Source organism: Ruminococcus sp. HUN007 (assembly GCF_000712055.1).
Taxonomy (GTDB): Bacteria; Bacillota; Clostridia; order Oscillospirales; family Ruminococcaceae; genus HUN007.
This window is the reverse complement of the sequence record NZ_JOOA01000001.1, coordinates 560,594-586,398: the sequence shown is the minus strand read 5'-3', so window position 1 is coordinate 586,398 and position 25,805 is coordinate 560,594. Positions and strand designations below refer to the sequence as shown.

Below are 25,805 nucleotides of genomic sequence, written 5' to 3'. Positions count from 1 at the left end.
ATGTTCAAATACGGACATCTGCCTTTTTCAGCTGAATGAATAATGTAAATTATGCAACTATAAATTGCTGCATCTCTCTTATAGTTAAGTCAAGAGGTTCGATACCTCGTTCTTGGCAATACTCTAAGATTGCCCGGTAGTTATATATTACTTCATTTTCATATGAAGGATGGTAGGCTACATAGCCGCCAGCTTCTTCTGCGATAGTATCGAGTTCACACATTTTTTTGAATTCATTTTCAGACATTTTCATCCCTCCTGAAATTGTAAGTTTTAATAAGATGATAAGCAGTTTCTTCATCAATAATCATCCTGTATGGATGAGGTTGACCAATTAGTATAGCTCCTAAGGATTGACTGTAATGTTTAACAAGACTGAGGTTTTTGGCATCCATATATACAAAGCCATTATAACCAAGATCGTAAGAGCGCTGCACTGCGATAGCGAATAGATGACCCCCTACACCTAAATATTCTTTATTTATGCCAATGTTGTGCGGAGCGCTTTCAGCTATTTTCACATAAACTGCATTACTCCCGTGTATATCCTGAATTGCAACAAGTCCTTGAATTCGTTCATCTCCATTTACTGTGAGCTTATATATCTCACATTCATGAAGATCTTTAGAAGTCCATTTGAATTGCCATTTTTTTAATGATTTTAAGTCTTCTTTTGTTGCGATTTTAAAATCAGTATCAACTATCGAGTGGCCTTTTACTTTTTCTAAGCAAGGAGTTAGTTTATCTATTACTATTTCCATGAATGTTTGTTTCTCCTTTAAGTATTATAACACAAATATTATTATTTAACAATTGTTTTTCTTACGGAAAATATTGGCTGGAACACTGTGGCTTGCTATTAAGCAATGCTGCATTCCTCCAGCAAGTTCATAATTTCGGCTGCTTTGTTTCTTCTTTTGGCGTATCTCATGAGTCGGATAGTGTCTATTTTATATCTTTCTGCAGCCGTTCTGAATATTCCTTCTACTTCACTTTTGCTGATTAAAAAGCCGAATGATTTTTCCGCAATTATATCAACAAGAAGTTTTTCGATTGTTATTTCATGCGGCTTTTTTCTGTCCTTTGGAGATTCGCTGACCAAGTTCAGGACTATTATACTATCCTGATTCCAATAAGCATCCCATTCTTTTGAATTAGGTCTTAGTAAAATATTCTTATCTGTTTCTTCCTGAAGATATCTGAATACAAAATCTGAAGCATCTTTTTCAACCATGATAAAGATCGTATTTCTGGAAATCAGATGATTTAGGAATTCGTTAAGCATAACACTTTCAAAACAAACAAAGTCAAGATAAGGAAACTGTTTTTCAACGTTCAGTATTAGTTCATTACTTTTTTCGTTATATATAGGAATATAAATGCTTTTGTCAATTGAATCGTCAGCAATGAGATACATATCTCTGGCTTTTTTGGTTATCATACCTTTGCTTACAATATCGTTCAGTGTCCAGTTGAAAGAATTAAAAGATAAATCCGTTTTTGCTGCTGAGAGAATAGCATATAGCTGTCTGCGATTGTAAATTTTGTTTTTATCCAGTTTTTGAAATACTGTCTTTATACCACATATCATCATCTCCGTTCTTATATACCAGCAAAATATTAATTATTTGCCGATATATATTATAACATATCCAGGAGTAATCGGCAATATGTTTCGGCAAAATATTTTATTTTTGCGGAAATATATTTATTAGGAATTGGAACGTGAATGATGGTTTACAATATACTGAGAGTAATAGTACGCCGAAGGCGTACCGATAAAAGGTGGAACCGGAGCCGACTGCTCCGGTTCAATCATATTGCACCTATGACGCAAAAAAAATATCATTATCTTCGAATTTTCAGTACTTTTCATGTTATAATCCTTTTAAGAACAGGACAATAGTATATTCTGAAAATGAGAGGAGAATGCTCTGTGAGCGATGAAGTTAAGGTATCAGAAAAGAAAGAAGGATATTTTCCTATCGATCTTCTTAGCAAAGGAACCGTTTTAGAGAAGAATAAAAAACCAGGAGTTAATAACTCTCCGTGATGTGATCGAAAGTGATAAATTTTGTAATTCAGAATGCATACTCCCTGTAGTGATTGGTCAGGATAAGGACGGAAATATTGTAACCGGGGATCTTGTACAGATGAAGCATGTGATGATCGGAGCGAAAGATGCTGTTGAAAAATCATGTATCAATTCCATGATTACAAGTATTTTTTATTGGGTTCCATATGAGAATATCATATTAAAAGAGATTGATACCAAAAATAATACGAGAGATCATTCATTATGGCATATAGCGTATCTTGATGATCTGATCAGAGAAATGCATACACGTTTTGAACTGTTTTTCAAAGATGGGAACAAACAATCTTGAAGAGTATAATAAGATGATTTCAGAAAACGATGGCAGATATAAAAAACTGCCGTATTTTATCGTGGTGATAAGTGAATTTGAATATCTTATTGCAGATTATGGTGCCAAGAGCGAAGATGTTATCAGACGTCTTTTGATGACTGGCAACGAAGCTGGGATACATCTGATTATTACTACGAACAAACCTGTTTATACTACCTCAATTATAAATGCAACCTCGTTTCACACCAACCTTACAAAACTGTAATGTACCGTAATAATAAACGAACGACCACAACTTCCGAAAGGTGTATAATAAGATCATGGAAAGGGGAACACCCCGAAAACAAAAATGAAATTACAAACACCGAAAGGAAGTAATCAATATGAAAAAGTCACAGAGAATAGGAAATGCAATCTTTAAGATGGGATATGTTATTACAGCAGTATCAGTAATGGTAAGATACATCTCAGAGATCCTCAGCCCGACAGCAACATACAGCAGCATCTCATCATTTGAGTGGCTTGCCCTTGGCGCAATGACGATGGTATTTGCTGATATTCTTATCAAAGAGAAGAAGGCTAAGAATGCTTTGAATTCAGAAGCTTAATGATCGTAAATATATAGAAAAGGCAGATGCTCATTATGACATCTGCCAGTAAAGATATTCATCAAAAGCGTTTTCTGTGAAAGTGAGTTTATTCATTGGCGAGTAACTCCAGTTCGTCGAATGATTTAGTTACAGTTTTGCCGTTTTTCATCTGAACTATACTTTCTTCGAGAGCTTTCATATTCGATTCGCTGTAGAAAGGGTCGATAGATACTTCAAATGGCAATCTTTTTTCTCTTGCCATTTTTTTTTGCGAGTATTATAACAGCAGTTGTCATTGTCATTCCAAGATCATTGCATATTGAATCAAAATCCTTTTTTAGATCTTCGTCCATTCTTATACTTACAGTAGTCTGTGCCATAACACATCCCTCCTTCTTTATCTATATTATATCGCTTTTTTAATACATTGTCAATACATTGTATTAGAACTGAAGGGCGTAAAAAGCGGAGCCGCGGCTCCGCTTTCTCATTAGTCCGGAATATAAACTGTAAACTCCATTTCGCCGGAGTCTTCGAGTCTTCTTGCGCATATGCTTCCGCCAAGGGAAGATGCTATCGTTCTTGCTGTAAACAGGCCTATTCCGCTGCCTTCCGTGTCGTGCGAATTGGAACCGCGGCGGAAGCTGTCGAAGATGAACAGCAGTTCATCTTCAGGGAGGAGTTCGCCTTTGTTGCGGACTGAGATGCATACGCCGTCGGAATCGGATTCGATGGTAACTTTAATTCCTTCGCCGTTTCCGTACTTGACTGCGTTTTCGATGAGCTGCGACACTATGCGGACAAGACCGTAAAGGTCACTGTTCATTATGTGTCCGGAGCTGCATTTCACTTCAAACGGGATATGGCTTATTTTCATTCGTTCGGAGTATTCGCCGGAAATGAGTTTTGCCAGTTCGGAAATATAGAAAGATGATATTTCCGGTGTGTAGCTGCTCACGGCAGATGCCGATGTTTCAATGAGTTCCTTTACAAGTGACTGAATTTTTTCGGCATTGCTGTCGATCTTTTCGGCAAGTGCTGCGTTGTCGCTTCCGTTTTCGGAGTAAAGACCGGTTTTTTATCGCTTCGGCGTAAAGGCGGATGTTCGTGACCGGGGTTTTTACACCGTGGGCTACGGAGGCGAGGAGAGTGCGCCTTTGTCCTTCGAGTCTTTCCGAGCGGGTTCTTTCGTTTATGAGCACGTCGCGGAGCATGTTCATACTCCAGATGAACTTCCCGAAACGACGGTTACGCGTCTCTGGCAGTTTGTCTGTGTCGGGCATTTTAGCGATGCGTTCCGGATATTCTGATAGCCTTTTAAACGGCTTAAGAATGTTTGCATAGATAAAGATCAGAAATACCGAGGCAGCAATCCAGCAGAAAGTGAGGACGGAAAGCACAAGTACGTCGGAGATATGCTTAAGCGGATCGGAGTAGGTGTAAACGGCAAAGCCGATGATCTCACCGTTTTTGTGTACCGGACAGATCATGTTTCCGCCGCCTCCGGATGCTGCAAAAATACTTCCGTCAGTATTGTCTGCAGAAAGGAAGTTTATGCTGTCAGGCATCAGACTTTCGTGAATATCTGACAGTTCTGAGACACACGTTTCCGCATCTCTGCCTTCTGAGATCTCATTTTCAAGCATGCTGTTTAATCTGTTGACCGTAACTGACCTTGCATTTATACGTGAAAGGGTAAGTTCCGGAACGGCGTACAGCCACAGCAGAGAGAGTGCAGCGAAAAGAAGTGTTACCGCGGCAAGTGAGATGACGAGTCGTTTCATCATTCACCTCCGAAACGGTAGCCGAGCTTGTAGACGGTTTTAATGAGTTCCGGATGGGTTATGTCCTCTTCCAGTTTTTCACGGAGCCAGCGGATGTGAACGCTGACAGTTGAGGGTTCGGTAAAACAGTCGTGTCCCCAGACTTCATTGAAGAGCGCATCCCTGGTCATTGCTTCGCCTTCGTGTTCCATAAGGCATTTGAGCAGTGCAAATTCCTTTATGTTAAGACGTATCTCATTTCCGTTCTTTGTAACGCTTCGTGATACCGGATCGAGTGTGATGCCGTGTGAGGAAAGGTGAGAAGTTTCATTCTGATCGCCGTTCCGTTTGAGCATGGCCTTTATCTTGGCAGTCAGTACAGCAGCGGAAAACGGTTTGCCGATGTAATCGTCAGCGCCGGTCTCAAATCCGGTGAGCATGCTCTGTTCGTCATCTCTGGCACTCATCATAAGTACCGGCGTGTTTCCCTTTGAGCGTATATACGAACATGTCTCAAATCCGTTTCTGCCCGGAAGCATTACATCGAGCAGAACAAGTCTGAATTCTTCCTTTTCGAGAAGTTCTGTTCCGCTTTCCGCGTCAGGACAAAGCTTTACCGAGAATTTTTCTTTGGCAAGAAAGTCTTTTATAAGTGTTCCGAGTTCCGGATCGTCTTCTATCATAAGTATGTCAGTCAGATAAGTCACCGCCTTTGTAAATCAGTATTTTTTTGTGCTGTTCATTTAAGCAGACAGCACGTTCATGACACCCATTATATCACAGTTTCAGTGTTCAAATCAATAGCGGCACCGTTTTAAGCGATGCCGTTTTTTCTGTTTGTATCTTTTGTCCTGTATTTATTTGTCTCTTTATTTCTTTATCTCTGCAATTTTTATATATTCCGGAACACCCGCTTCGTCATCGGGACGGTAGAATGAAACATCGGTCTCGCCGGTGGAGTAGTCGATGACAAGTACGTGGAATGCGTCGGCATCGGCTCCTTCGACAGGAAGATCTCTGTCGTAGTTTTCCTTTGTTTCGGAAGCAAGGCGGGAACGGAAACTGCCGGATGTGAATTTTTCATCACCGTCAAACCATTCGGACAGTTTACGCCACCTTATAAGATTACGGAGATCGAAAGCATTTTTGTCAGGGCTTTCTTCTGAAACGTAGCAGTTTACCACGAAGAAAGCGCCGTCCGGAGAATTAGCATAGTCGGGGCGAAGGGGAGTGCTCTCCGTTCTGATCCTCGCTTTTCCGAGAAGTTCGTTTGCACTGTTTTCAACACAGAAAGCATCTTTTTCATCTGTAACATAAATGTTGTGGCTGAATGTGAATTTATCACTTTCCGCCAGCATGTACTCAGCGACGTCACGGGCGTTTACCGAGTTTTCAAGGGCGTGACGCAGTGCAAATGTGTAGCAGGTCTTTCCTTCGTAAGTATATTCGCATTTATTTGTTCCGCCCACGTCGAGTATACCGGCAAGGACGCCGTTTTCATTAAAACCTGATATTGCGTCGAGAAGTCCGAGTGCAGAAACGGTCGTTATTGATCTGTCTCCGTTTTTATATTTTAAAACTGTCTGAATCTGTGATATCTGATCCGAGCTGCCCCTCAGCCATTCAAGAATTCGGGCTGAAATACGCTTTCCTGAAACTGTGCGGCTTTCGTCGAGTGAAACTGCGCTGCAGGATGTACCGCGGAGAGCGTCCGGTACCATCTGAAGGGTAAGTGCTTCCTCGTATGATATGATTCCGTCTTTACTGAATCCGTGTACGCCTCCGCTTATTCTGTCAGCAAATCCTTCGGCTTCAAGACGGTATTCCTCTTCAAGTGAATTTTTCAGTGCGGTAACACGTTCAGTCAGTGATTTGAAACTTTCTTCATTTGCTTCGCTGAATGCCATGGTTATGTTCTCAAAAAGATATGGTTCAAAGCTTTCTCCGAAGTCCGGTGCCGCTTTTAGTATGGCATCCGCATAAGCTGCTCCGGCTTTGTAGTGATCACCTTTTTCAAGATCAAGTGTGACCGCGTAATAGTGTTTCTTCTTTTGGATAACACATAGTCCGTCGTCAGATGTGTATTCCGAGATCGTTTCTTCTTCCGGACAGATATCATCAAGATCCAGTGTGCGGGAGTATTCTGTCACCGGAGTCAGTGTGCTTCCGCCCTGATCCGGTATGGTGAATCCTTCGTAGGTCGCCTTTGCCGTGCAGGACGTAAGGATAAATACCGAAGCAATTCCGGCAAGACATGTTTTTATTCTTTTCATTGTACTTCTCCTTTACCATCCCTGTTCTGCAAGCCATGAGTTTACGACTTTTTCACGTGCCGGTATCTCACTCTCGTCGTTTATCTTTCCGAGACTTACTTCGCCCCTTATGCCGCCGTCCACAAGATAGATGACACGTTCGCTCTGGGCTGCCACTTTTACGCTGTGCGTTACCATAAGAACACCTGTGCCGTCACGGTTGGCATTTACCAGTTCACGCATGACACCGGATGCCGCACTCGAATTAAGAGCACCTGTCGGCTCGTCGGCAAATATGATTTTCGGGGAGTTGATGAGCGCACGGCACAGGCATGCACGCTGCAGTTCACCGCCGGATACTTCCGTTATCTCATGCTCGGCGGTCTCGGCTATACCAAGTCTGCGCATAAGTTTTAAGGCACGTTCGTTAATACTCTTGCGGTCTCCGCCGGCCTGATATCCCGGAAGGACGATATTATCGAGTATGCACAGCTTTTTCATCATGTACATCTGCTGAAAAATAAAACCCATTTCCGTAAGGCGAAGGTGCATTATCTCTTTTTTGCCCAGCGCCGAAAGATTTTTTTCGTTAAAAACGACCTCTCCGGCTGTAGCGCTGTCCATGCCGCTTACTGTATAGAGCAGCGTGGATTTTCCGCTTCCGCTAGGTCCCATTACGGTAACGAATTCGCCCCCTTCCATTTCAAAGTTTACGTTCTGAAGAACGTTGCTGCTGCGTGATTTTACTATATAGGTCTTGCAAAGATCCTTTACTGATATTACTTTCATTTTTTCTCCTATTCTTCTGCTATGCTGCGTATATCGATCCTATCTATTCTTCCAAGTCTTATTAGTGAAGGTATGAGCACTGTGAGCAGTGATACGGCCGGCATGATGACAAAAGTAAGTACCGGCATCGGCATGAATCTGAATCCCGAAAGATTTATCGCTCCGAACAGTAAGTCAAACATCCTCGCACCGACAGAGTTTGATATAATTATGGCTGCGATGACTGATGCGGCTGTGAGCGTCATCATTCTGAAAAGCTCAGCGGCACGTATTTTTCTGTCGTCTGTTCCGAGACATCTCTGAAGTGCGATCTCTGATTTGTCTTCCGAAATAAAAATGTTCATGTAAAGGACAGTAAGCAGAATGTTTACGAATACAACTGCTGCGAAAACCACATTTCTGAAAAGTCTGAGCGGGATCTCGTAGTCTTCAAGATAACGCATGATCGCTTCTTCTCCGGACATAACATGGCCGCCGAAAAGATCGTTCATTTTATTCCACTCGGCCTGTTTGTTATCTGAATATATGTTCAGAGCATAGTAACCTTTTCCGTTTATACAGCTTTTATCGTATTCGCTTCCCATTATGAGGTAAGGTGATGCCCATTCAATCATATCGATAAGGCCGGTGACGATCACTTTCTTCTTATTGAGTGTGATGTGAAGCTTGTCTCCGGAATATTCGTTAAGGCCGACCTCTATTTCGTCTCCTGGTTTTATTCCACGGTTTCTTGCTGTGTAGCTCGACATTGCTATCTCGTTTTCGAGAACCGGTGCAGTTCCTTCACTGTAAATAATCGGGGACATATCGTCAAAATTAAAATATACATCACAGTCGCACCGTCCACCGGTATAAAGTTCACCGCCGCTGTAGCAGTAGGTATCTACGTGTGCGTTTATTCCATTGTTTTTAAGGTCGTCGTTGTAAATATCCCAGAAAAACTTGTTTTCAGCGTTTTCCCTTTTTTCATATTCCTTCATCATCTCGTCACTGAAGTCAGGGAAGAAGTCGTAACTGTAGATCATACTGTATTTCATAAACTCAGGATTTATTACTGAGTGGTACAGATATCCAGGAAGCAGGATCATCATTCCGCCGAGAGTGTACGCTATCACAAGAAAGATGTAGCGCTTTATGCGTGTAAGAATATCAGACAGTCCGAGATATACCGGTACAGGCATCTTTTTTCGTCTGTGAAGCAGCAGTGCAGATGCCTTTCCGAAACGCTCGCCCCGGTTTTCACCGTGTATGGCGTCGATTACAGATATTTTATTTATTCGTCTCATTATAAACAGACAGAACAGTATTACCGATGAAGTCATAAGCAAAGCAGATGCAGCACCGACAAGTACCAGTTCATGAAGCGGAGGCCAGGTGATGCCGCCGGCAAAAAGGTGCATAAGTCTGTAGGAAACCGGTATTCCGGCGATTATGCCGATAACTCCGCCGGTGACGGCAAATGCAATGTATTTTGCGACAAACAGCCAGCGGAAACGAAGGGAATCGATACCCATGGCACGCATCATGCCGATCTCCTTTTCCTCATCACGAAGAGCGGATATCATGGTGAAACGTATGGTCATAAGTATAATGACAAGCATGAAAATACTCATAAGGATCATCGAGAATGTGATTATGAATATTACCACATAGTCATCTGACATTGTGCTCCTGCTCCACCAGCCGTCTATAATCTGTATTCCGTGATTATTACGCAGATCAGAAAAGAAAACGCTTGTAATGTCATTGTTTACTTCCGGAGTGTAAACGGAAAAAATATCTGTTTTTACCGGAAAATCAGCCGAGATCACTTTGTAGTCATCATCGGAAAGAAAATATTTGAAAAGGTAGATAGCAGTAGGTTCTTTGTAGAATCCGGCTATCTCGAATTCATATGCACGGCCCATAGGTGTGATGATCTTCAAATGATCACCGGTTTTTGATCCTGTGACATCGCGCATTTTATGAGAGATCCATACAGTCCCGTTCTTTACATAGAAGGGTTTGTCATTCGTGTCATACACAAGGTTGCATTCACGGGGCAGGGTGGTGATGAGCTGCTTTTTCTCAAAAAAGCTTTCCTTGTCGTCCTCATCGATCCTTTCAAAGTCAAACTGCTTCGCTTCTGCAGTTACGCCTTCGCTTTGATAAAAATCACCGAAAAATTCGTGTTCAGTAAGACTCTGCGAAATAATCTCAAGTTTCTCCTCACGCTTTTCCTCAGTGTTTTCAAACATCATGATCAGGTCCGAAGAACTGCAGCTTTTCACAGTACGTTCCTCACCGGTCAGCTGAATATACAGCTGCGATGCACTGACGTACACCAGTACCGATGCAATAACAATGAAAATGAACAGGATCAGATTAAGTCCCTTTTTCATTTTCAGATCATTTTTCAGCATTTTGAAAAACATGTTTGCGTCTCCTTTTTTATGTAGCTCAGTAATAAAGCTCACTTTTTTCCGACATATTTATCTGTCGTCTGAATATATAATAACATTTCAAAGTTTAAAAAATCTTTAAATGATTTCCGCATTACAAAAAAGATTGTTACAGACAGCGATTAACCGGACATATGAGCGGATATTAAACAAATCGGCGATCAGGCCGTGAAATACATTCGTTTGCATGTTTTGCCTTGATGTTTACTCCGGATTATGTTATGATAATGATAAACTAAAGGTTGTGCCTGCGGCACAATTTAAATAAAATCTACAGTTGAAGCTTGCCGTTAATTAAGAAAACGATAAACAGGAACTCAGAGAGAAGGGAAGAAATGAATGATTCAATGCGTTCTGAAGTTACAGAATACATAAAGAAAAAATACAAGGCAGATCCGGAGTATCTGTGGAAGAGGTATCCGGATTATGCAGTGTTTCGTCACAGTGACAACCGGAAATGGTTCGGTATCATTATGAATATCTCATATGAAAAGATAGACAGTGAAAAAAGCGGGATGGTCGATATACTGAACGTCAAACTTGAAGATATACTCATGAGGGATTATCTTGTAAGTCTGGACGGTTACTATCCCGGTTATCATATAAGCAGAGGAAACTGGATCTCGATAGCACTTGACGGAACTGTTCCTTTTGAAGCTGTTTGTGAACTTATCGATATCGGCTTCAGTGCGACCGCTTCAAAGAAGAAAAGGAAAGTACTTCGTCAGCCGAAGGAATGGCTGATCCCGTCCAATCCGAAGTATTACGATATAATCCACGCATTTGACGATACTGATACCATCGACTGGAAACAGGGTGCAGGAATAATAAAGAACGACATCGTGTATATTTATGTCGGAGCACCTGTTTCTGCGATCATGTACAGATGTAAGGTGCTCGAAACGGATATACCGTATAACTATCACAGCGACGGACTGACGATCAAAGCACTTATGAAAATAAAACTTCTGAAAAGGTATGAGGCGGATCAGTTTACCTTTGAAAGACTGAAAACGGATTTCGGCGTATTTGCAGTAAGAGGACCGCGCGGAGTTCCTAACAGTCTCAGTGCTTTGCTTAAGTAATATGCTTTTTCTGTGTTAATACACGGATCATCAGTCAACCGGACGGCGCGTATACGTCGTCCGGTTCAGCGTTTAATGAATGAAGCGGTTGAAAACAGGGAAGGTGATCATAAGTTATGAAAAAACTGCTCATATTCGGCGGGACTACCGAAGGACGTATAATTGCAGAAAGATGTGCTGCAAAGGGGATATATGCCGACATATGCGTAACAACTGAATACGGCAGTGACCTTCTTCCGTCGTCGCCGTATTTAAAAAAAACTTGTCGGTACCAAAAGTATCGATGATATTGTAAAACTGCTTGGAAACGGATATACTGCCGTGGTCGATGCGACGCATCCGTATGCTGAGAACATTACGGCAAATATCAGGGAGGCGGTAACACGTTCAGGATATTCTGAAAAAAGATATATACGTGTAAAAAGAGAACCGGAAAAGCGGGATGAAGCGGCGGTCTATCTTGAAAACGCCGGGCAGGCGGCAGATTATCTTAAAAAATACTGAAGGAAAAATATTTATAGCAACCGGAAGCAAGGAAGCAGCGGTGTTTTCCTGTTTTGCGGACCGTTCGCGGATAAGGGTCTACGATTCGCCGGAGAATGCGGAAAAATGCAGAAGCTGCGGGTTTACTGATATTATTACCGGAAAAGGTCCTTTCAGCGAGTACGAAAACATCCGTGATTTTGAAGGCTGTGATATTCTTGTTACCAAGGACAGCGGAAAAGCCGGCGGATTTGCTGAGAAGATGTCTGCTGCAAGGAAACTCGGAATGCAGATAATCGTGATAGAACGTCCGCAGGAAGAAGGGTATTACGTGAACAAAGCCTGGGGTATCATAATGCTGTTACGATGACAAACGTGAACGATGATCTATTCTTAAATCATCGTGGATGTCTTGGGCGAAGCCCCTCGAATCCCGGTTTAATCAGTGTTTTCATAAATGTTAGGGGAGAAATGTAATTATGAGATTTTTACACATTGCTGATCTTCATTTCGGCAAGTATATGAATGAAGTTGCGCTCGTAAAGGAAGACCAGCCGTACTGGAAAAATGAATTCATTAAAACAGTACGTGAAACAAAGGCAGATGCAGTAGTCATTGCCGGTGACGTTTATGACAGAAGTACGCCGTCTTCCGAAGCCGTTGCACTTCTGGATGAGTTTATAACTGAACTTGCAGAAATGAACGTTCCTGTTCTTATTGCTGCCGGAAATCACGATTCCGGTCAGAAGCTTGGCTTTGCAAGCAGTATCCTCAGCAGGAACGGTGTGCACATTTCAGGCGTTATCCCTGGAAACGGCATAATCTCTCACGTTACACTCCGCGATGAGTACGGAGATGTCGTGTTCTGGCTCATGCCGTACATTTTCCCGGCTCTTGTAAACGACATGCTCGGAACAGACTTCCGTGACTATGACACAGCCTGCCGCGAACTTTTAAAACACCAGAACATCGATACCTCAGTTCGTAACGTCATGGTAGCTCATCAGAACGTAACACGCGGCGGAATTGAAGCCGAACGCGGCGGTTCCGAAACGATGGTTGCCGGTGTCGGCGGTATCGATTATTCAGCGTTTGAAGATTTCGAATACACAGCTCTTGGTCATATTCATGCAGCTCAGCAGGTAGGACCTCCGAATATCCGTTATGCCGGTTCGCCTTTCTGCTATCATTTTGACGAGGCGAAATATTCCGAAAAGGGACCTGTCCTTGTTGAACTGGGTGCCAAAGGCGGGAAAGCATCAACGGAAATTATCCCGATACGTCCGCTTCATAAGGTAAGGGTACTCGAAGATACTTATAAAAATATTATAAATGAACTAGTTTCCGGAAAATATAAGAATGAATATCTGAAAGCAAAGATAACCGACTGCAAGGTAAGACCGGATCTGGCAAAAGAACTGCGCACAGCAGCGGAAGCGTCCGGAAACCGCATGCTTGAAATAACTGGTATTTATGAACTGAAGCGCAATGAGGAAAACCTGCGTGACAGTATCGCATGCATGGGTGGAAAATCCGTTACCGAACATTTTGCTGATTTCTATGCTCTCATGAAAGACGGGGCACAACCGGATGAAAAGGAACTCGAACTTATTGATCATGTAAGTGAACTGCTTGGAATTGATGATATCGATGCGGCCGCCGACAGGATAATTGAGTATTCCGTTAAACAGGAGGGCAGAAACGTATGAAACCGTTAGTTGTTACTATGCAGGCTTTTGGATCCTACAAAAATTACACGAAAATAGATCTTGCTGCTCTCGGTACCGGACTCTATCTTGTTACAGGTGACACCGGTGCAGGAAAGACCACCATTTTCGATGCGATTATGTATGCACTTTACGGTGCTCCTGGCGGTGAACACAGAACCAGAAACATGATGCGCTGTGAGTCCGCCGATCCGGGTACTGATACCGTTGTTACACTTGATTTTGAAGTCAGCGGCAGGAAGTACAGGGCGGAACGTATAATGCACTTTACAAAGACCGGCAATATGACCAGCAGAGCGTCTCTGACTGAACCGGACTGTATGCCTTCCGAGGGTGATACAAAAGTAACGGAACGCATTACTGAAATAATAGGACTCAACAAGAAACAGTTTGAGCAGATAATCATGCTTGCTCAGGGTGAATTCAGAAAATTTCTTGATGCCGACAGTGAAGCCCGTGCGGAGATACTCGGACGTCTTTTCGACAGTTCGCCTTACAGAAGACTTCAGGAAGCTGTAAGAACGGCCGGAAACAAATTTAAAAATCTCCGTAAACAGGACGAAGACAAGGCAAGACATATTCTTGAAGGTATAAGCATTCCTGAAGCGTCAGGATCATTTACGGAAACTGATGCGGCATTTTACAGCTACGATCATCCTGAGCTTTCTGAAAACCTTGATAAACTCAACAGTTTCCTTGAAGCTCAGACAAAAGCTGCGGAAAAGGAAAAAAATAAGCTTGCCGCGGAAAAGGAAAAGCTTATTGAAGAAAAAAAGACCGCTGAAAGCAACAATGCACTCATTGAAAAAAGCAGAAATGCAGAAGAGCATTTTAATAAACTGCGATCCATGGAAAATGAGTTTAAAGCAGCCGGTGAGAAACTTAAAACATTCAGCCAGGCACTTCATCTCGTTTACCCTGCGGAAAAAAGCCTTAATGAGAAGAAGAGAGAATCTGACAGAGAAAAAGCACAGATAAAAGATCTTGAAGTCAGACTTGAAAAGAGTGAAGAAAAGTGCATCGCATGTCAGAAAGTATTTGAAGAATCAGAAAAGCTCAAACCTGAACGTGACAGACTGACAGGAAGCATAAGCGATGCTCAAAAGCTCCTTCCTGAATACGACGATCTCGATAAACATCTTGCAGTGTATAAGGAAGCTGAAAAAAAGGAAAAAGAAACGAAAGCTGCTCTTGAAAAGAATACTCAGAAATCAGAGGCAAACAAAAAAGCCCTGAAGGAACTGAAAAAGAGAGCAGAAGAACTCGGCGATACCGGAGCAAGGCTTTCCGAAGCGGGAAATCAGCTTAAGCGTGCGAAAGAGAAGAAGGCAGATCTTGATGCACTTGATAAAAAAATATCGGAAAATATAAAAAGAGAAAAGAAACTTGAAAAAGCTGAAAAAGAGCTTCTCGATATTGTGAATAAGTGTAAGGAACTGCATGAAATAAGCGTGGATCTCACGGGCAGATATCTTGACGGACAGGCAGAGATCCTTGAAAGGAAACTCTTTGATGAAGTCCGTGACCACGGCGAAGCTGTATGTCCGGTGTGTCATACCAGACATACGTCCTTTAGTTTTGATGTTTCCCGGTCTGAAACAGATATTCCGGATAAGGAAGCGGTCGAAAAGGCATCAGCTGACTATAAATCCGAATCAGACAGGATGCTTGAAAAGGAAAAGGAAAATGAAAATCTTCGTGCCGGGATTGAAACGGAAAAGAAAAACATACTTGAAGGCGCCTCAAAGCTTTTCGGTGAATGTACCTGGGAGATGCTTGCAGACGAAAAATTCCTGAAAGAAAGATCTGATGCGTTTAATAATGAAGTGACCGGCTTTGAAAATGAATATAAAAAAGCTAAGGCCGATGATGAAGAAGCATCTGCGACAGCTGCAGAGTGTAAAAGGAACGAAGAGGAAAATGAAAAACTCGATAAGGTGATAAGCACTCTTAACGCTGAACTTTCCGTGGTATCAGCTGTTCTTACCGAATCGAAGACAAGGTATGAGGAAATAAAGTCAAGGCTTAAGTACGATACCAGAAAAGAAGCGGAAGAAGAACTTGAAACTCTGAAAAAGAAGCACGACAGTATTGTAAAAACCATTGAAAAAGCTCAGAAAGATCTTTCCGGGGCGAAGGAAGAACAGAGCGGTTTAAAGGGCAGCCTTGATACAGCCCGTAACAAACTTGCCGAAACTGAAAATGATATCATAAAGCTTAATGAAGAATTCACTGCAAAGATCAGAGAAGCGGGATTTGACGGTGATTCGCATTACCGTGTTGCTATGAGCATATGTTCTCCGGAGAGTGATCCGGAGAAGTGGATAGAAGCAGAGAAGGCGAGAATAGACACTTATCAGAAGGAGCTTCATTCTGCAAAGGAGGATATGCTGAAACGTACCGAAGAAACGAAGGACCTTAAGGAAACTGATCTTGGCCTTATCAGTGAACGGATCGCTGCAGGTGAGGCTGAGTATAAAAAAAGCGAAAAGCGTTACAGCGATCTTCGTGAAATGAGGAACAATGATCTTGCTGTAACTGAAAAGGTAAGATCCTTAAAGAAAGAGCTTGACAGGACAAAGCCGGCTTACGACAGGCTTATCCGTCTTTCTGATCTTTTGAGCGGTGCAAACGGCGAGGGCGGCAGACTCTCTTTTGAAAGACATGTTATGGGAAGTGTTTTCAGAGAGATCGTCGATCAGGCGAACTACCGTCTTCTTGATATGAGCGGCGGACGATTTGAACTCGTTCACCGGTATGAAGCCTCTGCAAAAAACAAAAAGGCCGGACTGGAACTCAGCATCCAGTGCAATTCCGGAGCACCTCCGCGTGATACAAGAACCGTCTCCGGCGGTGAAGCCTTCATGGTATCGCTCGCACTTGCTCTGGGCCTTTCCGATGTCGTAAAGAATCATTCCGGCGGAATAAGCATGGAATCCATGTTCATCGACGAAGGATTCGGTTCACTCGACGGCGACAAACTCGACCGTGCGATCAGCGTTCTGAACAAACTGACCGGCGAAGACGGCGACGCCCGCCAGATCGGTATCATCTCACACGTCGAAAAACTCGGCGAATGCATTCCGAAGCAGATACTCGTAAAGAACACTGAAAACGGAAGTACCGTAAGGATAATCGGATAAATAAAACACCAGCTGATGACAACAGAAAAAAGTTGTTATCAGCTGGTGCTTTTTTTTATTTCATTTTCCTTGTGATAAATGCAGCTCCGAGTGAAGTTATCATGAATAATACAGTGGCTGCCGGAGCAGATGAGCCTGTTTTCGGAGTGGATGTAACATTTCCCGGCTTTGATGTAGTCGTCAGTGCAGAAGTAACAGGCTGGCTTGTTGTCTGAACAGGATCAGTCTGTTCTGCTGCCTTTGCAGATGTAACGGCATTTTCTGTGGTTACTTCAGAAGATGTAGTTTCTTCAGCGGCTGTGGTTACTTCTGCCGGAGCAGTTTCTGAAGTTGTTTCTGCCGGTGCTACGGTCACATCTGCTGTTGTCGTTTCTGCAGAAGTTGTCGTTACTTCCGGAGCGGCTGCAGCCTTCTGACCGTCAAGTGCGTCTGGAACACCTGCTTCAGCATTATAGGTACCGTCTTCAGTAACATGAATATAATTGTGATGGCATCCTGAACCCATCCAGCATGTGAAGAGAATGTCTCCGGTTTCTGACGGTGTGAACTCGTAAACGAAGTTTTCACCCTGTTTGAGAACAAGATGACCCTCTTCCTTGTTGTGGGTATCTGTGCCCCAGCCAAGACCAGGAATCTTGATGGTAGCGCCGCATCCCTTCGGAGTTACATCCTCCGGTACATCTACATACCATTTTACAGGTTCACCGACCTTTACGGATATGTTTCCTTTCCAGAGATCACTGTAAGGTGTAACTAATTTTTTCTGAGTTTTCTTCTTCTGCTGCTGCTGAAACAGCAGGTACTGTAAACAGTGAAGATGCGAGTACTGATGCAAAAGCAAAAGCTTTGATTTTTGATGAGAATTTTTTTAACATTTTTAGTGCCTCCTGATGAATTATATTGCCCTGCAGATCTGTAGCCTGTGCCTGCGTATCTGCTATATCAAGTACCCCGGAAGGATCAGTACGGTGCTTCTTCAAGTCCCGTCACTCTGATCACACTGTCCTCAGATTTTCCTGTTACATATACATAAAGATTATCCATACGTTTTGTTTTCAGCAGATAATCAAGTGTAAGTTCCTGACCTTTCTGGTCAAACATATAAAATACCCATGTCCCGTCATCTTTAAGAATGTCGATACCGTATCCGCTTGCACGGCATCCGTCCATGAGCATGCACGGAAGATCGTGAGCCGGAGGATCTTCAAAATCGCTGCAGTCAGCATCGATAAGAACACCGTAGAATCTTTCTTCGGCGGATTCAGTTACCGGAATGGTTTCTTCAGCAGGCGGTTCTTCAGTGTTCACCGCTGTCTCTTCAGTGCCTTCTTCATCTGCTTTATGGATTTCTGTTTCAGGCGTTGCTGCCTTCTGAGAATCTGAAGAAGATGATACTGATGTTTCAGTTACGGATGTCTCTGATGTTACTGTATCTGAATACGATGTTTCCGAAAAAAAGGTGGTTTCTTCCTTTATAGTTGCTTCGGCAGTTGATGCCGTGGTTTCTGAAACAGCGGATGTTTCCTTTGCTTCATTCGAAACAGTATTCTGTTCTGTACTGCCGCATCCGGTGAGCATGATACTGAGTACGGCGACCGCAAGTATTTTTCTTTTCAAACTGATCTCACTCCGTTTACTGCATCCTTTTTAAGATATGTGTTTACAAGTTCTGCTCCGGTAAATACTGCTGTAAGTACTATAATAAATATGCCGCCTGTTCTTAATGCGGGAAAAGTCTTCAGATTGCATGACATAAATGCGACTTTGCATTTTCCCATTACAGGTGCAAGTATGAGCAGTATACTGCTCAGTACTGTTATTATAACTGCAGCAGCCTGTGCGCCTTTTTTTAAAAAGAAGCGAAGTATACTTGCTGCAATTATCACAGCCAGAGCTATAAATGCGATATGCGTGCTGCGTTCACACGGCATAGTCATAAGTCCGTGACACGGTTTGCAGAAAGTGTTAACTGCTGCCAGAAGAAATGAAGAAATTAAAATGTTTACTGAAGATGATATCCTGTTTGTCATCCTGTCACTCCTGTATGATATGAATTTTTTAGCGGTTTATGTCGCCTGCATTAAGGAAGACGGAAGTGATGCCGACGTCCTTATTCCGGAGAACAGCATTATGCAGCTCCGGATATCCGGTAAGGTTCAGTAATATCGTTCCGGCGGAAAGAGAAAACAGGGGGGCGTTGCCTTTTTCCGGACCGGAGATATTAAAAGTAATTGATTTATTCTATAGGTTTGGTGTGTTTGGTCTGCTATTTATTATAACCCGAACCTTTACGTAAAGTCAATAATCTGAATAATATCACTTAACTATCGTCAGCTATAGATAAAAGTTATATCCTGATGCTTGTCGCTTACAGGAATGGTTATAGTAAAAAACTATAATAGTATATAGGAATCAGAATAAGTTTTGTTTTTACTGTATTCAACATGTCAACAGGAATTTAAATGAAAACAGGGATGGATTTTGTTAGTTCTTACAATTGACTGATAAATTTAATTATGATATAATCATATCATTCTGATAGGTAAAATAGTGTTTATAAGGTTTAGTTCAAAAATATTTATACATTAACGCGGGGGGCTTTAAGCCCCCTTATATTTTTGTCCACAAAAGAAGTGCATATTATGATGAAGAGAAGTGATCAGTAATGAAAACCGGTAAATACGTTTTACAGGTAATATCAAGAAGCGCATTCCGAAGTACCGTTATATTTATTCTGTTTTTTGTAATAACCGCATGTCTTTTCGGAACAGGATTGTTCACGGAAAATCTTAAAAACGGTTCACAGAAACTTTACGGAAGATCATATGCTGACATGATGATCGTTCCGGAAGCTTATCTTGATAATACACGCGATTTGCTTTTCAAAGGAAAGGCATGTTCGATCATGTTTAAAGATGATGTGATGTCCCGCATCACTGATATTGAAGGAACAGAGACAGTAACACCTCAGCTTTACATGGAAACGCTGGCGCTGAGCTGCTGTGCTGAGGAGGGAATACAGATAGTTGCATTTGATCCGAAAACAGATTTTGCCGTATCACAGTGGTCCGGGAGCTCTCATGAGTTAAACGGATATGAAGCTCTTGCAGGTTCCGGCGGTAATTTCTCAAAGGGCGATACAATTACGTTATTCGGACGCGATTTCACCATTGCGGGAATACTCGAGGAAACAGGAATGGGATATGACAACAGTATTTTTATACCGTATTCCGCAGCGAATGAAATAACCGCTTCCGAACAGTATAAATTCATGTTCGGCGAGAAAACAGGTATTGTTTCAATGCTTCTTGTAAAGCTTGAAAAAGATGCTGACATAAGCATGGTGACCAAACGTATGAATGAAGCTCTTGAAGGCACCGAAGCAAAGGTTTATCCTGTCGATGAGCTTTCGGCAGATCTTAAAAGCCACATTGATCTCATGTCTAACCTGGTAGGCATTGTTTCAGCATGTGCAGTTATTATTGCTGTCGTTTCCCTGTTTGCAATGGTAACGCTCACTTTCAGGCAGCGCCGCAGAATAGCCGGAAGTATGCTTGCGGCAGGATGTCCGCGAAGCAGGGTGCTTAAATATTTCGCTTTCGAGTATCTTCTTCTTTTTGCAGCCGGAGCTGCAGCGGGTATGGTACTTATATGCATTATACTGCTTCCGCTACATGAACAGGTAAAGGCAGCACTCGATATGCCGTACAAGCTTATTTCACCGGCCGGAGCCTTTTCACTTGCTGCCAGAACTCTCGGCATCGATCTTGTGATGCTTGCAGCGGCTGTCTCAGTAACTTTTGCAGGAATCCTCCGGACTGAGCCGGCACTGCTTATGGAGGAACAGACATGATAGAAGGAAAAAATATTACAAAGCTGTTCGGAAAAAACGGGCTTAAAAGCACGGACATAACAGTAAAAAAGGGTGAGATGGCTGCACTTGCAGGAGCATCCGGATGCGGAAAATCAACACTTTTAAATATCCTCACGGGTATGCTCCGTCCAGACAGCGGATCAGTCTTCATAAAGGGTACCGACATTTCAAAGCTTTCCGAAAAAGAGCGCACAGCTCTCCGGAGCGGTGTTATCGGGTACATGATGCAGAAGAATGCTCTTCTTCCGGAACTGACCGTCTGGCAGAATATCCTGTTTCTGGCATATACTGCAAAGAAGAAACCCGATAAACAAAAAGCAGAGGAAATTGCAGAAAGGCTTTCGCTCACATCTCTTCTTGGATCATATCCGTCACAGATATCCGGCGGGGAATACAGAAGGGCAATGCTTGCAAGAGTTCTTGTCACGGAACCGGAAATAATAATCGCTGACGAACCGACATCAAATCTCGACAGGGAAAGCGCCGAAATAGTCAGAGATATGCTTAAGGAAGTAAACAAAAACGGAATCACGGTTCTTGCTGCTTCGCACGACCCGCTGCTGCTTGAAAGTGCAGACAGGGTAATAGATATAAATTTTAAATGCTGATAATATTATTTTTTAAGGAGAATGAATCATGGCTAAAGAAAACAACTGTATGAGCTGCGCAGACTGCGGCGTAATGAACTGTCTTACAAGAAAGGGCAAATACCCTGAATTCTGTCCGACAGCAGAACTTACTGAAGAAGAGATAAACGAAGTCGCAGCTCTCTATGAAAAGAGCAGAGTGAATAAGAAGGTCGCAGTAATAGCTGCTGAGATCGAAGGAGAATTTTACGGAAAATATACAAGAGTAGAAGAGATAATCGAGTTTGCAAGACGTATAGGTGCGAAAAAGATCGGTATTGCAACCTGTGTCGGCCTTATCGAGGAAAGCAGAATTTTTGCACGTATCCTCAGACTCAACGGATTCGAAGTTTACGGCATAAGCTGTAAGGTAGGTTCACAGAACAAGGTGGATATCGGTGTAAGGGAAGAATACACATGTATCACCGGTCCTGTAATGTGTAACCCTATAATGCAGGCAAAGCTTCTTGCAAAGGAAAAGGTAGATCTTAACGTTGTAGTAGGTCTTTGTGTGGGCCATGACAGTCTGTTCTACAAATATGCAAAGGGACTTACCACAACTCTCATAACCAAGGACAGAGTGCTCGCTCATAATCCTGCCGGTGCTCTTTATCAGGCAAGAGCATACTACAAGAAACTCCTGCACGCTCCTGTAGGTGCTGAAATCGACAGATCAAAGCTTTCTCCGGGTGCAGACACAGCAGATACAGAAAGAAAATAAGGGGTAATGTTCAATGAAAAAAATAAATGCTTTGCTGCCGCTTATCTCTGCAGCAGCAGCTGTAGCTGTGGCGTTTGCAGTTCCTGATTCATCACTGCATCAGAAATCGGCACATCCGTACTTCGCATATCTGATCATAATAGTAACAGTGATCTACTATGCAGGTGCACTCATCGGAAACGCAGTAAACAAAAAGAAGAAAAAGAAACCGGAAAATCCGCTGTTTTACCGTGCGCTTTTCCTTGCCGGTGTAATTCTTTTCTTCAATATTCTCAACATACTTACAGTAAAAACTGCTCTTCTTCCTGTGCTCTATTTCCCGGCACTTGACCGCGTGTTCGGAACGCTTGTGGAAGACAGGGAACTTATAGGAAAATGTATAGCATTCTCAATGCAGCTCCTTTTCAAAGGCGTTTTCGGCGGACTTATTATCGGGTTCTTCATGGGTATCGCAGTCGGATTCAGCAAAACTGCTGCCTACTGGATCAATCCGGTCATCAGGGTACTCGGTCCTATTCCGTCAACAGCCTGGATTCCTATCCTGCTTGTTGTATTTGCAAAGGCAAGCAGCGCGAGTGCTTTCATCATAGGTATTTCAGTATGGTTCCCGACAGTTGTGCTTACTTCGAGCGGTATTTCAAACGTAAAGAATTCCTACTTTGAAGTTTCATCCACACTCGGTGCAAAGAACATTCATAAAATATTTAAAATAGGTGTGCCTGCCGCAATGCCGAGCATCTTTCTCGGACTGTTCAACGGTATTTGCGGATCATTCGTTGCACTTATGACTGCTGAAATGATCGGCGCAAAATACGGTATAGGCTGGTACGTAAACTGGCAGAAGGAAATGATGGCTTACTCAAACGTATATGCAGGACTGATAGTTATTGCAGCACTCTTCTATCTTATAATAACGATTCTTTTCAAAATACGTGACAGAGTGCTTGGATGGCAGAAGGGCGTGATAAAATGGTAGGAGCAATAAAATTCGACGGTGTGAAGAAGTCCTTCACTACACTTGAAGGAGAAACCGTTATCGCCCTCGGCGGCGTTGATCTTGAAATAGAAAAAGGCAGCTTCGTATGCCTTATCGGTCCTTCCGGATGCGGAAAGTCAACCATGCTTCGTCTGCTTGCCGGACTTGACACTCCTACAGAAGGTGCCGTTTATTTAGGCGACAAAAAAGTCACACGTCCTGATCATGACAGAGGACTGGTTTTCCAGGACCCGAATCTTTTCCCGTGGCTCAATATCTACGACAACATATCTTTCGGACTTAAGGTGCGAAAGCTCTTTAAAGAGAGAAAGAATGACGTAAATGAGTTCATCGAGCTGGTCGGACTTAAGGGCTTTGAAAAGTCATTCCCGCATCAGCTTTCAGGCGGTATGTGCCAGAGAGCATCTCTTGCCCGCGCACTTATCGGACATCCGGAAGCACTTCTTCTCGACGAACCTCTCGGAGCTCTTGACGCATTCACGAGAATGAACATGCAGGACGAACTTCTCAGAATCAAGAAAGAGAAGGAAATGACCATGATAATGGTAACACATGATGTTGACGAGGCTGTTTATCTTGCGGACAAGATAGTTGTCATGACGCCAAGACCTGCAAAGATAGAAAAGGTCATCGACGTACATCTTTCACAGCCGCGTGACAGAAACAATCCTGAGTTTATCAGACTCAGAAGTGAAATACTGAAAATACTTGATTTTGCAGGAAAAGAACGCGAGATCGAGTACAATATATAATAATGAATGGAGTAATGGAGTTTTTATGAAAAAGAAAATATTTGCCGGTGTTTTAGCTGTAGCGATGATGATGGCAGCAGTTACAGGATGCGGAAACAGCCAGGGTGCTGCAAACGGAAATGACGGAGAATATGTGCTTAAAATAGGTGAGGCACAGGGTGCACTCTGTCACGCACCTCTTCAGATAGCAATGGAAAACGGCTATCTTGACGAAGCCGGCATCAAGTGGGAAAGAGTCGATTTCGGCAAGACTGATATTCAGGCCGCTCTCGGTGCAGGTACTATTGACTGCGGATTCGGACTTGTAGGCAAGTTCATCCAGCCTATCGACAACGGTCTCAACATGGTCATCACAGCCGGTATGCACACAGGCTGTACAAAGCTTCTCGTAAAGAAGGATTCAGGTATCAAGACAGTAAGCGACTTAAAGGGTAAGAAGATCGCCGTATCTTCGCTCGCAGGATCTGAAGCAGTTACTGCAAAGCGTCTTCTCTTCGCAGACGGTTTCGACATCAGCGCTGACAGCTCAGATATTGAGTTCCTCGTTTATTCCACAACAGATCAGCCGATCGCTCTCCAGAACGGTGCCGTTGACGCTATCTGTGTAATGGATCCGATCGCTTCACAGGCTGAAAAGGAATACGATCTTCTCGCACTCATGGATACAGCCAAGACTGAACCGTTCGCATCAGAGTACTGCTGCGTAACATTCGTTTCAACCGAGCTTGCTGAAAAGCACACAGACATCGCAGCAAAGTTTACTGACGCATGCCTCAAGGCATCCGCATGGGTAGCAGCACATCCTGAGGAAGCTGCAAAGATACAGGTTGAAAAGGACTACGTAAGCGGAAACGCAGACGACAACGGCGCAATCCTTAAAACATATGAATTCAGACCAAGCGTACAGGGCGGTTATGACGCTCTCGTAAACGTAGCAAAGGAACTCAAGGACATCGGCCTGTTAGGCGAAAACACAGACACCGATGCTCTCGTAAAGCGTTCATTCAAAAAGTTTGACGGCGTTCCGGATTCATACGAAGCAAACGGCGACAGCTTTACTGCAGTAAACAAGTAATATTTACGGTTTAACACTTTAAGAACTCATCTGAGGCGTAACTGACGCAAATGCGTCGGCTGCGCCTCGCTTGTTATTATTTTCTTGTCATGCACTGAGTGACCTATCAGACTCGGTGTATTTTCCTTCGGAAAATAAAATTACCGATAATATAAACGGACTGCGTGACCGCTCAGGTCATGTAGTCTGTTTTTTTATGATGTGCCGAAGGCACATCACATTTTCTGTTGTATGAAGGAATGAATTATGCTATACTGAAAATATCTAAATAAAAACATCAGTTAAACTGAAAGGACGGTTAGTATTATGATAAAAGTATATTGCTACAGCAAATGTACATCATGTAAAAAGGCACTTAAATGGCTTGATGATAATGGCGTATCATATACATCTCTTGATATTAAGGAAGAACATCCGGATGAGAAAACTCTCAGAGAATTACATGCAAAAAGCGGCCTTCCGCTTAAGCGTTTTTTCAATACAAGTGGTATTCTCTACAGAGAACTTGAATTATCCAAGAAACTGCCGTCAATGAGCGAAGATGAACAGTTTGCACTTCTTGCATCTGATGGTATGCTTGTTAAGCGTCCGCTTCTCGTTGGAGATGATTTTGTATTGCCGGGATTTAAAGAAACTGAATTGGAAGAAAAATTATGTACTTTTATGAAGTGATAGAAAAATGCGATATTGAGGAAGTGGTTCGCTGCTTTCTGAAAATGTGCGTGAATTCACCTGATATTGAGCATACAGAACAGTGCGTCAGACATGCGATTACTGATATTAAAGCTATAGAGCCAGTAAAATCTGATTCTGAAGTTATACAAATTGAAAGAGTTAAGACAGATGAAGAAGAATATGATGCAGTACATATGTTTGATGAGGCTTCAGATACAAAATACGGGCTGGAGATCAATCCGTGGAAATACACGCTTGGATATACCGTCGATGAGAAGAGCCTGTCCGAATATGGAGATGAGAAATTTGTTTCTCTTGTTTTATGGGAAATGACTTGGTTTGGTTATGACGAGAAAACGATTCAGGATCATGTGAAATCGTGGGATGAAGCGGAGTATGAAGTCAGAGATTTATCTGATATTTGAAATTCGGTACGCGGTGCG

General features: G+C 42.8%; 30 protein-coding genes. 16 read left to right on the top strand and 14 right to left on the bottom strand.

Features of this window, described 5'->3' with window-relative positions; all coding sequences use genetic code 11:
- Positions 1-49 precede the first annotated feature (49 nt).
- From CC97_RS02515 to CC97_RS02505, 3 genes are all read right to left on the bottom strand, one after another.
- Positions 50-247 (bottom strand): hypothetical protein, encoded by a 198-nt coding sequence (locus CC97_RS02515; RefSeq protein WP_044973583.1) that lies wholly within the window; start codon positions 245-247, stop codon positions 50-52.
- Positions 240-761: a hypothetical protein gene (locus CC97_RS02510; protein WP_044973582.1), complete on the bottom strand. Its 522-nt coding sequence runs from the start codon at positions 759-761 to the stop codon at positions 240-242. The genes CC97_RS02515 and CC97_RS02510 overlap by 8 nt, the downstream gene beginning before the upstream one ends.
- Before the next feature lie 98 nt (positions 762-859).
- Positions 860-1,591 carry a DUF6577 family protein gene (locus CC97_RS02505; protein WP_044973581.1) on the bottom strand — a complete coding sequence of 244 codons (732 nt, stop codon included), beginning with the start codon at positions 1,589-1,591 and terminating at the stop codon, positions 860-862.
- Between the two features lie 758 nt (positions 1,592-2,349).
- On the opposite strand from CC97_RS02505, the gene CC97_RS02495 reads away from it, so the two are divergent.
- Positions 2,350-2,634, top strand: a complete 285-nt coding sequence (locus tag CC97_RS02495) for a hypothetical protein (RefSeq protein ID WP_156036741.1) — start codon at positions 2,350-2,352, stop codon at positions 2,632-2,634.
- A 118-nt stretch (positions 2,635-2,752) separates the two neighbouring features.
- Entirely contained in the window at positions 2,753-2,977 is a 225-nt protein-coding gene (locus tag CC97_RS02490) for a hypothetical protein (RefSeq protein WP_044973578.1), read from the top strand.
- Between the two features lie 88 nt (positions 2,978-3,065).
- Here the strand turns inward: CC97_RS02490 and CC97_RS21495 are convergent, their stop codons facing one another.
- From CC97_RS21495 to CC97_RS02455, 8 genes are all read right to left on the bottom strand, one after another.
- Positions 3,066-3,203, bottom strand: coding sequence for a hypothetical protein (locus CC97_RS21495; RefSeq protein WP_347493445.1), 138 nt, complete (start codon positions 3,201-3,203; stop codon positions 3,066-3,068).
- Entirely contained in the window at positions 3,193-3,339 is a 147-nt protein-coding gene (locus CC97_RS21490; RefSeq protein WP_347493444.1) for a type II toxin-antitoxin system RelB/DinJ family antitoxin, read from the bottom strand. Before CC97_RS21490 ends, CC97_RS21495 begins: the two co-directional genes overlap by 11 nt.
- A gap of 110 nt (positions 3,340-3,449) precedes the next feature.
- Positions 3,450-3,917 carry a HAMP domain-containing sensor histidine kinase gene (locus CC97_RS02480; protein WP_044973577.1) on the bottom strand — a complete coding sequence of 156 codons (468 nt, stop codon included), beginning with the start codon at positions 3,915-3,917 and terminating at the stop codon, positions 3,450-3,452.
- A 16-nt stretch (positions 3,918-3,933) separates the two neighbouring features.
- Positions 3,934-4,743 carry a HAMP domain-containing histidine kinase gene (locus CC97_RS02475; protein ID WP_044973576.1) on the bottom strand — a complete coding sequence of 270 codons (810 nt, stop codon included), beginning with the start codon at positions 4,741-4,743 and terminating at the stop codon, positions 3,934-3,936.
- Entirely contained in the window at positions 4,743-5,429 is a 687-nt protein-coding gene (locus tag CC97_RS02470) for a response regulator transcription factor (RefSeq protein WP_242848099.1), read from the bottom strand. Before CC97_RS02470 ends, CC97_RS02475 begins: the two co-directional genes overlap by 1 nt.
- Positions 5,430-5,591: 162 nt before the next feature.
- Complete coding sequence (locus tag CC97_RS02465) at positions 5,592-6,995, bottom strand: C45 family autoproteolytic acyltransferase/hydolase (protein WP_044973575.1); 1,404 nt, start codon at positions 6,993-6,995, stop codon at positions 5,592-5,594.
- 12 nt (positions 6,996-7,007) lie between these two features.
- Complete coding sequence (locus CC97_RS02460; protein WP_044973574.1) at positions 7,008-7,763, bottom strand: ABC transporter ATP-binding protein; 756 nt, start codon at positions 7,761-7,763, stop codon at positions 7,008-7,010.
- Positions 7,764-7,771: 8 nt separating this feature from the next.
- Positions 7,772-10,177, bottom strand: a complete 2,406-nt coding sequence (locus CC97_RS02455; RefSeq protein WP_044973573.1) for an FtsX-like permease family protein — start codon at positions 10,175-10,177, stop codon at positions 7,772-7,774.
- Between the two features lie 362 nt (positions 10,178-10,539).
- Here CC97_RS02455 and CC97_RS02450 point away from each other — a divergent pair, with 362 nt between their 5' ends.
- The 6 genes from CC97_RS02450 (at position 10,540) to CC97_RS02435 (ending at position 16,642) form a co-directional block, all read left to right on the top strand.
- Positions 10,540-11,289, top strand: a complete 750-nt coding sequence (locus CC97_RS02450) for an MmcQ/YjbR family DNA-binding protein (protein WP_044973572.1) — start codon at positions 10,540-10,542, stop codon at positions 11,287-11,289.
- Positions 11,290-11,405: 116 nt separating this feature from the next.
- Positions 11,406-11,576: a precorrin-6A/cobalt-precorrin-6A reductase gene (locus tag CC97_RS21260; protein WP_156036740.1), complete on the top strand. Its 171-nt coding sequence runs from the start codon at positions 11,406-11,408 to the stop codon at positions 11,574-11,576.
- Positions 11,569-11,793: a precorrin-6A/cobalt-precorrin-6A reductase gene (locus CC97_RS21255; protein ID WP_081849946.1), complete on the top strand. Its 225-nt coding sequence runs from the start codon at positions 11,569-11,571 to the stop codon at positions 11,791-11,793. The genes CC97_RS21260 and CC97_RS21255 overlap by 8 nt, the downstream gene beginning before the upstream one ends.
- 40 nt (positions 11,794-11,833) lie before the next feature.
- Complete coding sequence (locus CC97_RS02445; RefSeq protein ID WP_049962636.1) at positions 11,834-12,142, top strand: precorrin-6A/cobalt-precorrin-6A reductase; 309 nt, start codon at positions 11,834-11,836, stop codon at positions 12,140-12,142.
- Between the two features lie 109 nt (positions 12,143-12,251).
- Positions 12,252-13,481, top strand: coding sequence for an exonuclease SbcCD subunit D (locus tag CC97_RS02440; protein ID WP_049962635.1), 1,230 nt, complete (start codon positions 12,252-12,254; stop codon positions 13,479-13,481).
- Positions 13,478-16,642: an SMC family ATPase gene (locus tag CC97_RS02435; protein WP_044973571.1), complete on the top strand. Its 3,165-nt coding sequence runs from the start codon at positions 13,478-13,480 to the stop codon at positions 16,640-16,642. Before CC97_RS02440 ends, CC97_RS02435 begins: the two co-directional genes overlap by 4 nt.
- 55 nt (positions 16,643-16,697) lie before the next feature.
- On the opposite strand, the gene CC97_RS02430 is transcribed toward CC97_RS02435, so the two are convergent.
- The 3 genes from CC97_RS02430 to CC97_RS02420 all read right to left on the bottom strand — a co-directional run bounded on the left by CC97_RS02430 (position 16,698) and on the right by CC97_RS02420 (position 18,672).
- On the bottom strand, positions 16,698-17,477 hold the full coding sequence (locus tag CC97_RS02430; protein ID WP_044973570.1) for a hypothetical protein: 780 nt from the start codon (positions 17,475-17,477) through the stop codon (positions 16,698-16,700).
- A 125-nt stretch (positions 17,478-17,602) separates the two neighbouring features.
- Positions 17,603-18,259 (bottom strand): hypothetical protein, encoded by a 657-nt coding sequence (locus CC97_RS02425; RefSeq protein WP_044973569.1) that lies wholly within the window; start codon positions 18,257-18,259, stop codon positions 17,603-17,605.
- On the bottom strand, positions 18,256-18,672 hold the full coding sequence (locus CC97_RS02420; protein WP_044973568.1) for a DUF4418 family protein: 417 nt from the start codon (positions 18,670-18,672) through the stop codon (positions 18,256-18,258). Before CC97_RS02420 ends, CC97_RS02425 begins: the two co-directional genes overlap by 4 nt.
- Before the next feature lie 635 nt (positions 18,673-19,307).
- Between CC97_RS02420 and CC97_RS02415 the strand changes: the two genes are divergently transcribed.
- The 8 genes from CC97_RS02415 to CC97_RS02380 all read left to right on the top strand — a co-directional run bounded on the left by CC97_RS02415 (position 19,308) and on the right by CC97_RS02380 (position 25,787).
- Positions 19,308-20,495, top strand: a complete 1,188-nt coding sequence (locus CC97_RS02415; protein WP_044973567.1) for an ABC transporter permease — start codon at positions 19,308-19,310, stop codon at positions 20,493-20,495.
- Complete coding sequence (locus CC97_RS02410; RefSeq protein WP_044973566.1) at positions 20,492-21,124, top strand: ABC transporter ATP-binding protein; 633 nt, start codon at positions 20,492-20,494, stop codon at positions 21,122-21,124. Before CC97_RS02415 ends, CC97_RS02410 begins: the two co-directional genes overlap by 4 nt.
- Positions 21,125-21,152: 28 nt before the next feature.
- Entirely contained in the window at positions 21,153-21,863 is a 711-nt protein-coding gene (locus CC97_RS02405; protein WP_044973565.1) for a DUF1847 domain-containing protein, read from the top strand.
- Between the two features lie 13 nt (positions 21,864-21,876).
- Positions 21,877-22,839 carry an ABC transporter permease subunit gene (locus CC97_RS02400; protein ID WP_044973564.1) on the top strand — a complete coding sequence of 321 codons (963 nt, stop codon included), beginning with the start codon at positions 21,877-21,879 and terminating at the stop codon, positions 22,837-22,839.
- A complete protein-coding gene (locus CC97_RS02395; protein WP_044973563.1) occupies positions 22,833-23,612 on the top strand; it encodes an ABC transporter ATP-binding protein in 780 nt (259 codons plus the stop codon). The genes CC97_RS02400 and CC97_RS02395 overlap by 7 nt, the downstream gene beginning before the upstream one ends.
- A gap of 25 nt (positions 23,613-23,637) precedes the next feature.
- On the top strand, positions 23,638-24,687 hold the full coding sequence (locus CC97_RS02390) for an ABC transporter substrate-binding protein (RefSeq protein ID WP_044973562.1): 1,050 nt from the start codon (positions 23,638-23,640) through the stop codon (positions 24,685-24,687).
- Between the two features lie 306 nt (positions 24,688-24,993).
- Complete coding sequence (locus CC97_RS02385; RefSeq protein WP_044973561.1) at positions 24,994-25,359, top strand: arsenate reductase family protein; 366 nt, start codon at positions 24,994-24,996, stop codon at positions 25,357-25,359.
- Positions 25,341-25,787, top strand: coding sequence for a DUF6557 family protein (locus CC97_RS02380; RefSeq protein WP_044973560.1), 447 nt, complete (start codon positions 25,341-25,343; stop codon positions 25,785-25,787). Before CC97_RS02385 ends, CC97_RS02380 begins: the two co-directional genes overlap by 19 nt.
- The last annotated feature ends 18 nt before the right edge of the window (positions 25,788-25,805 follow it).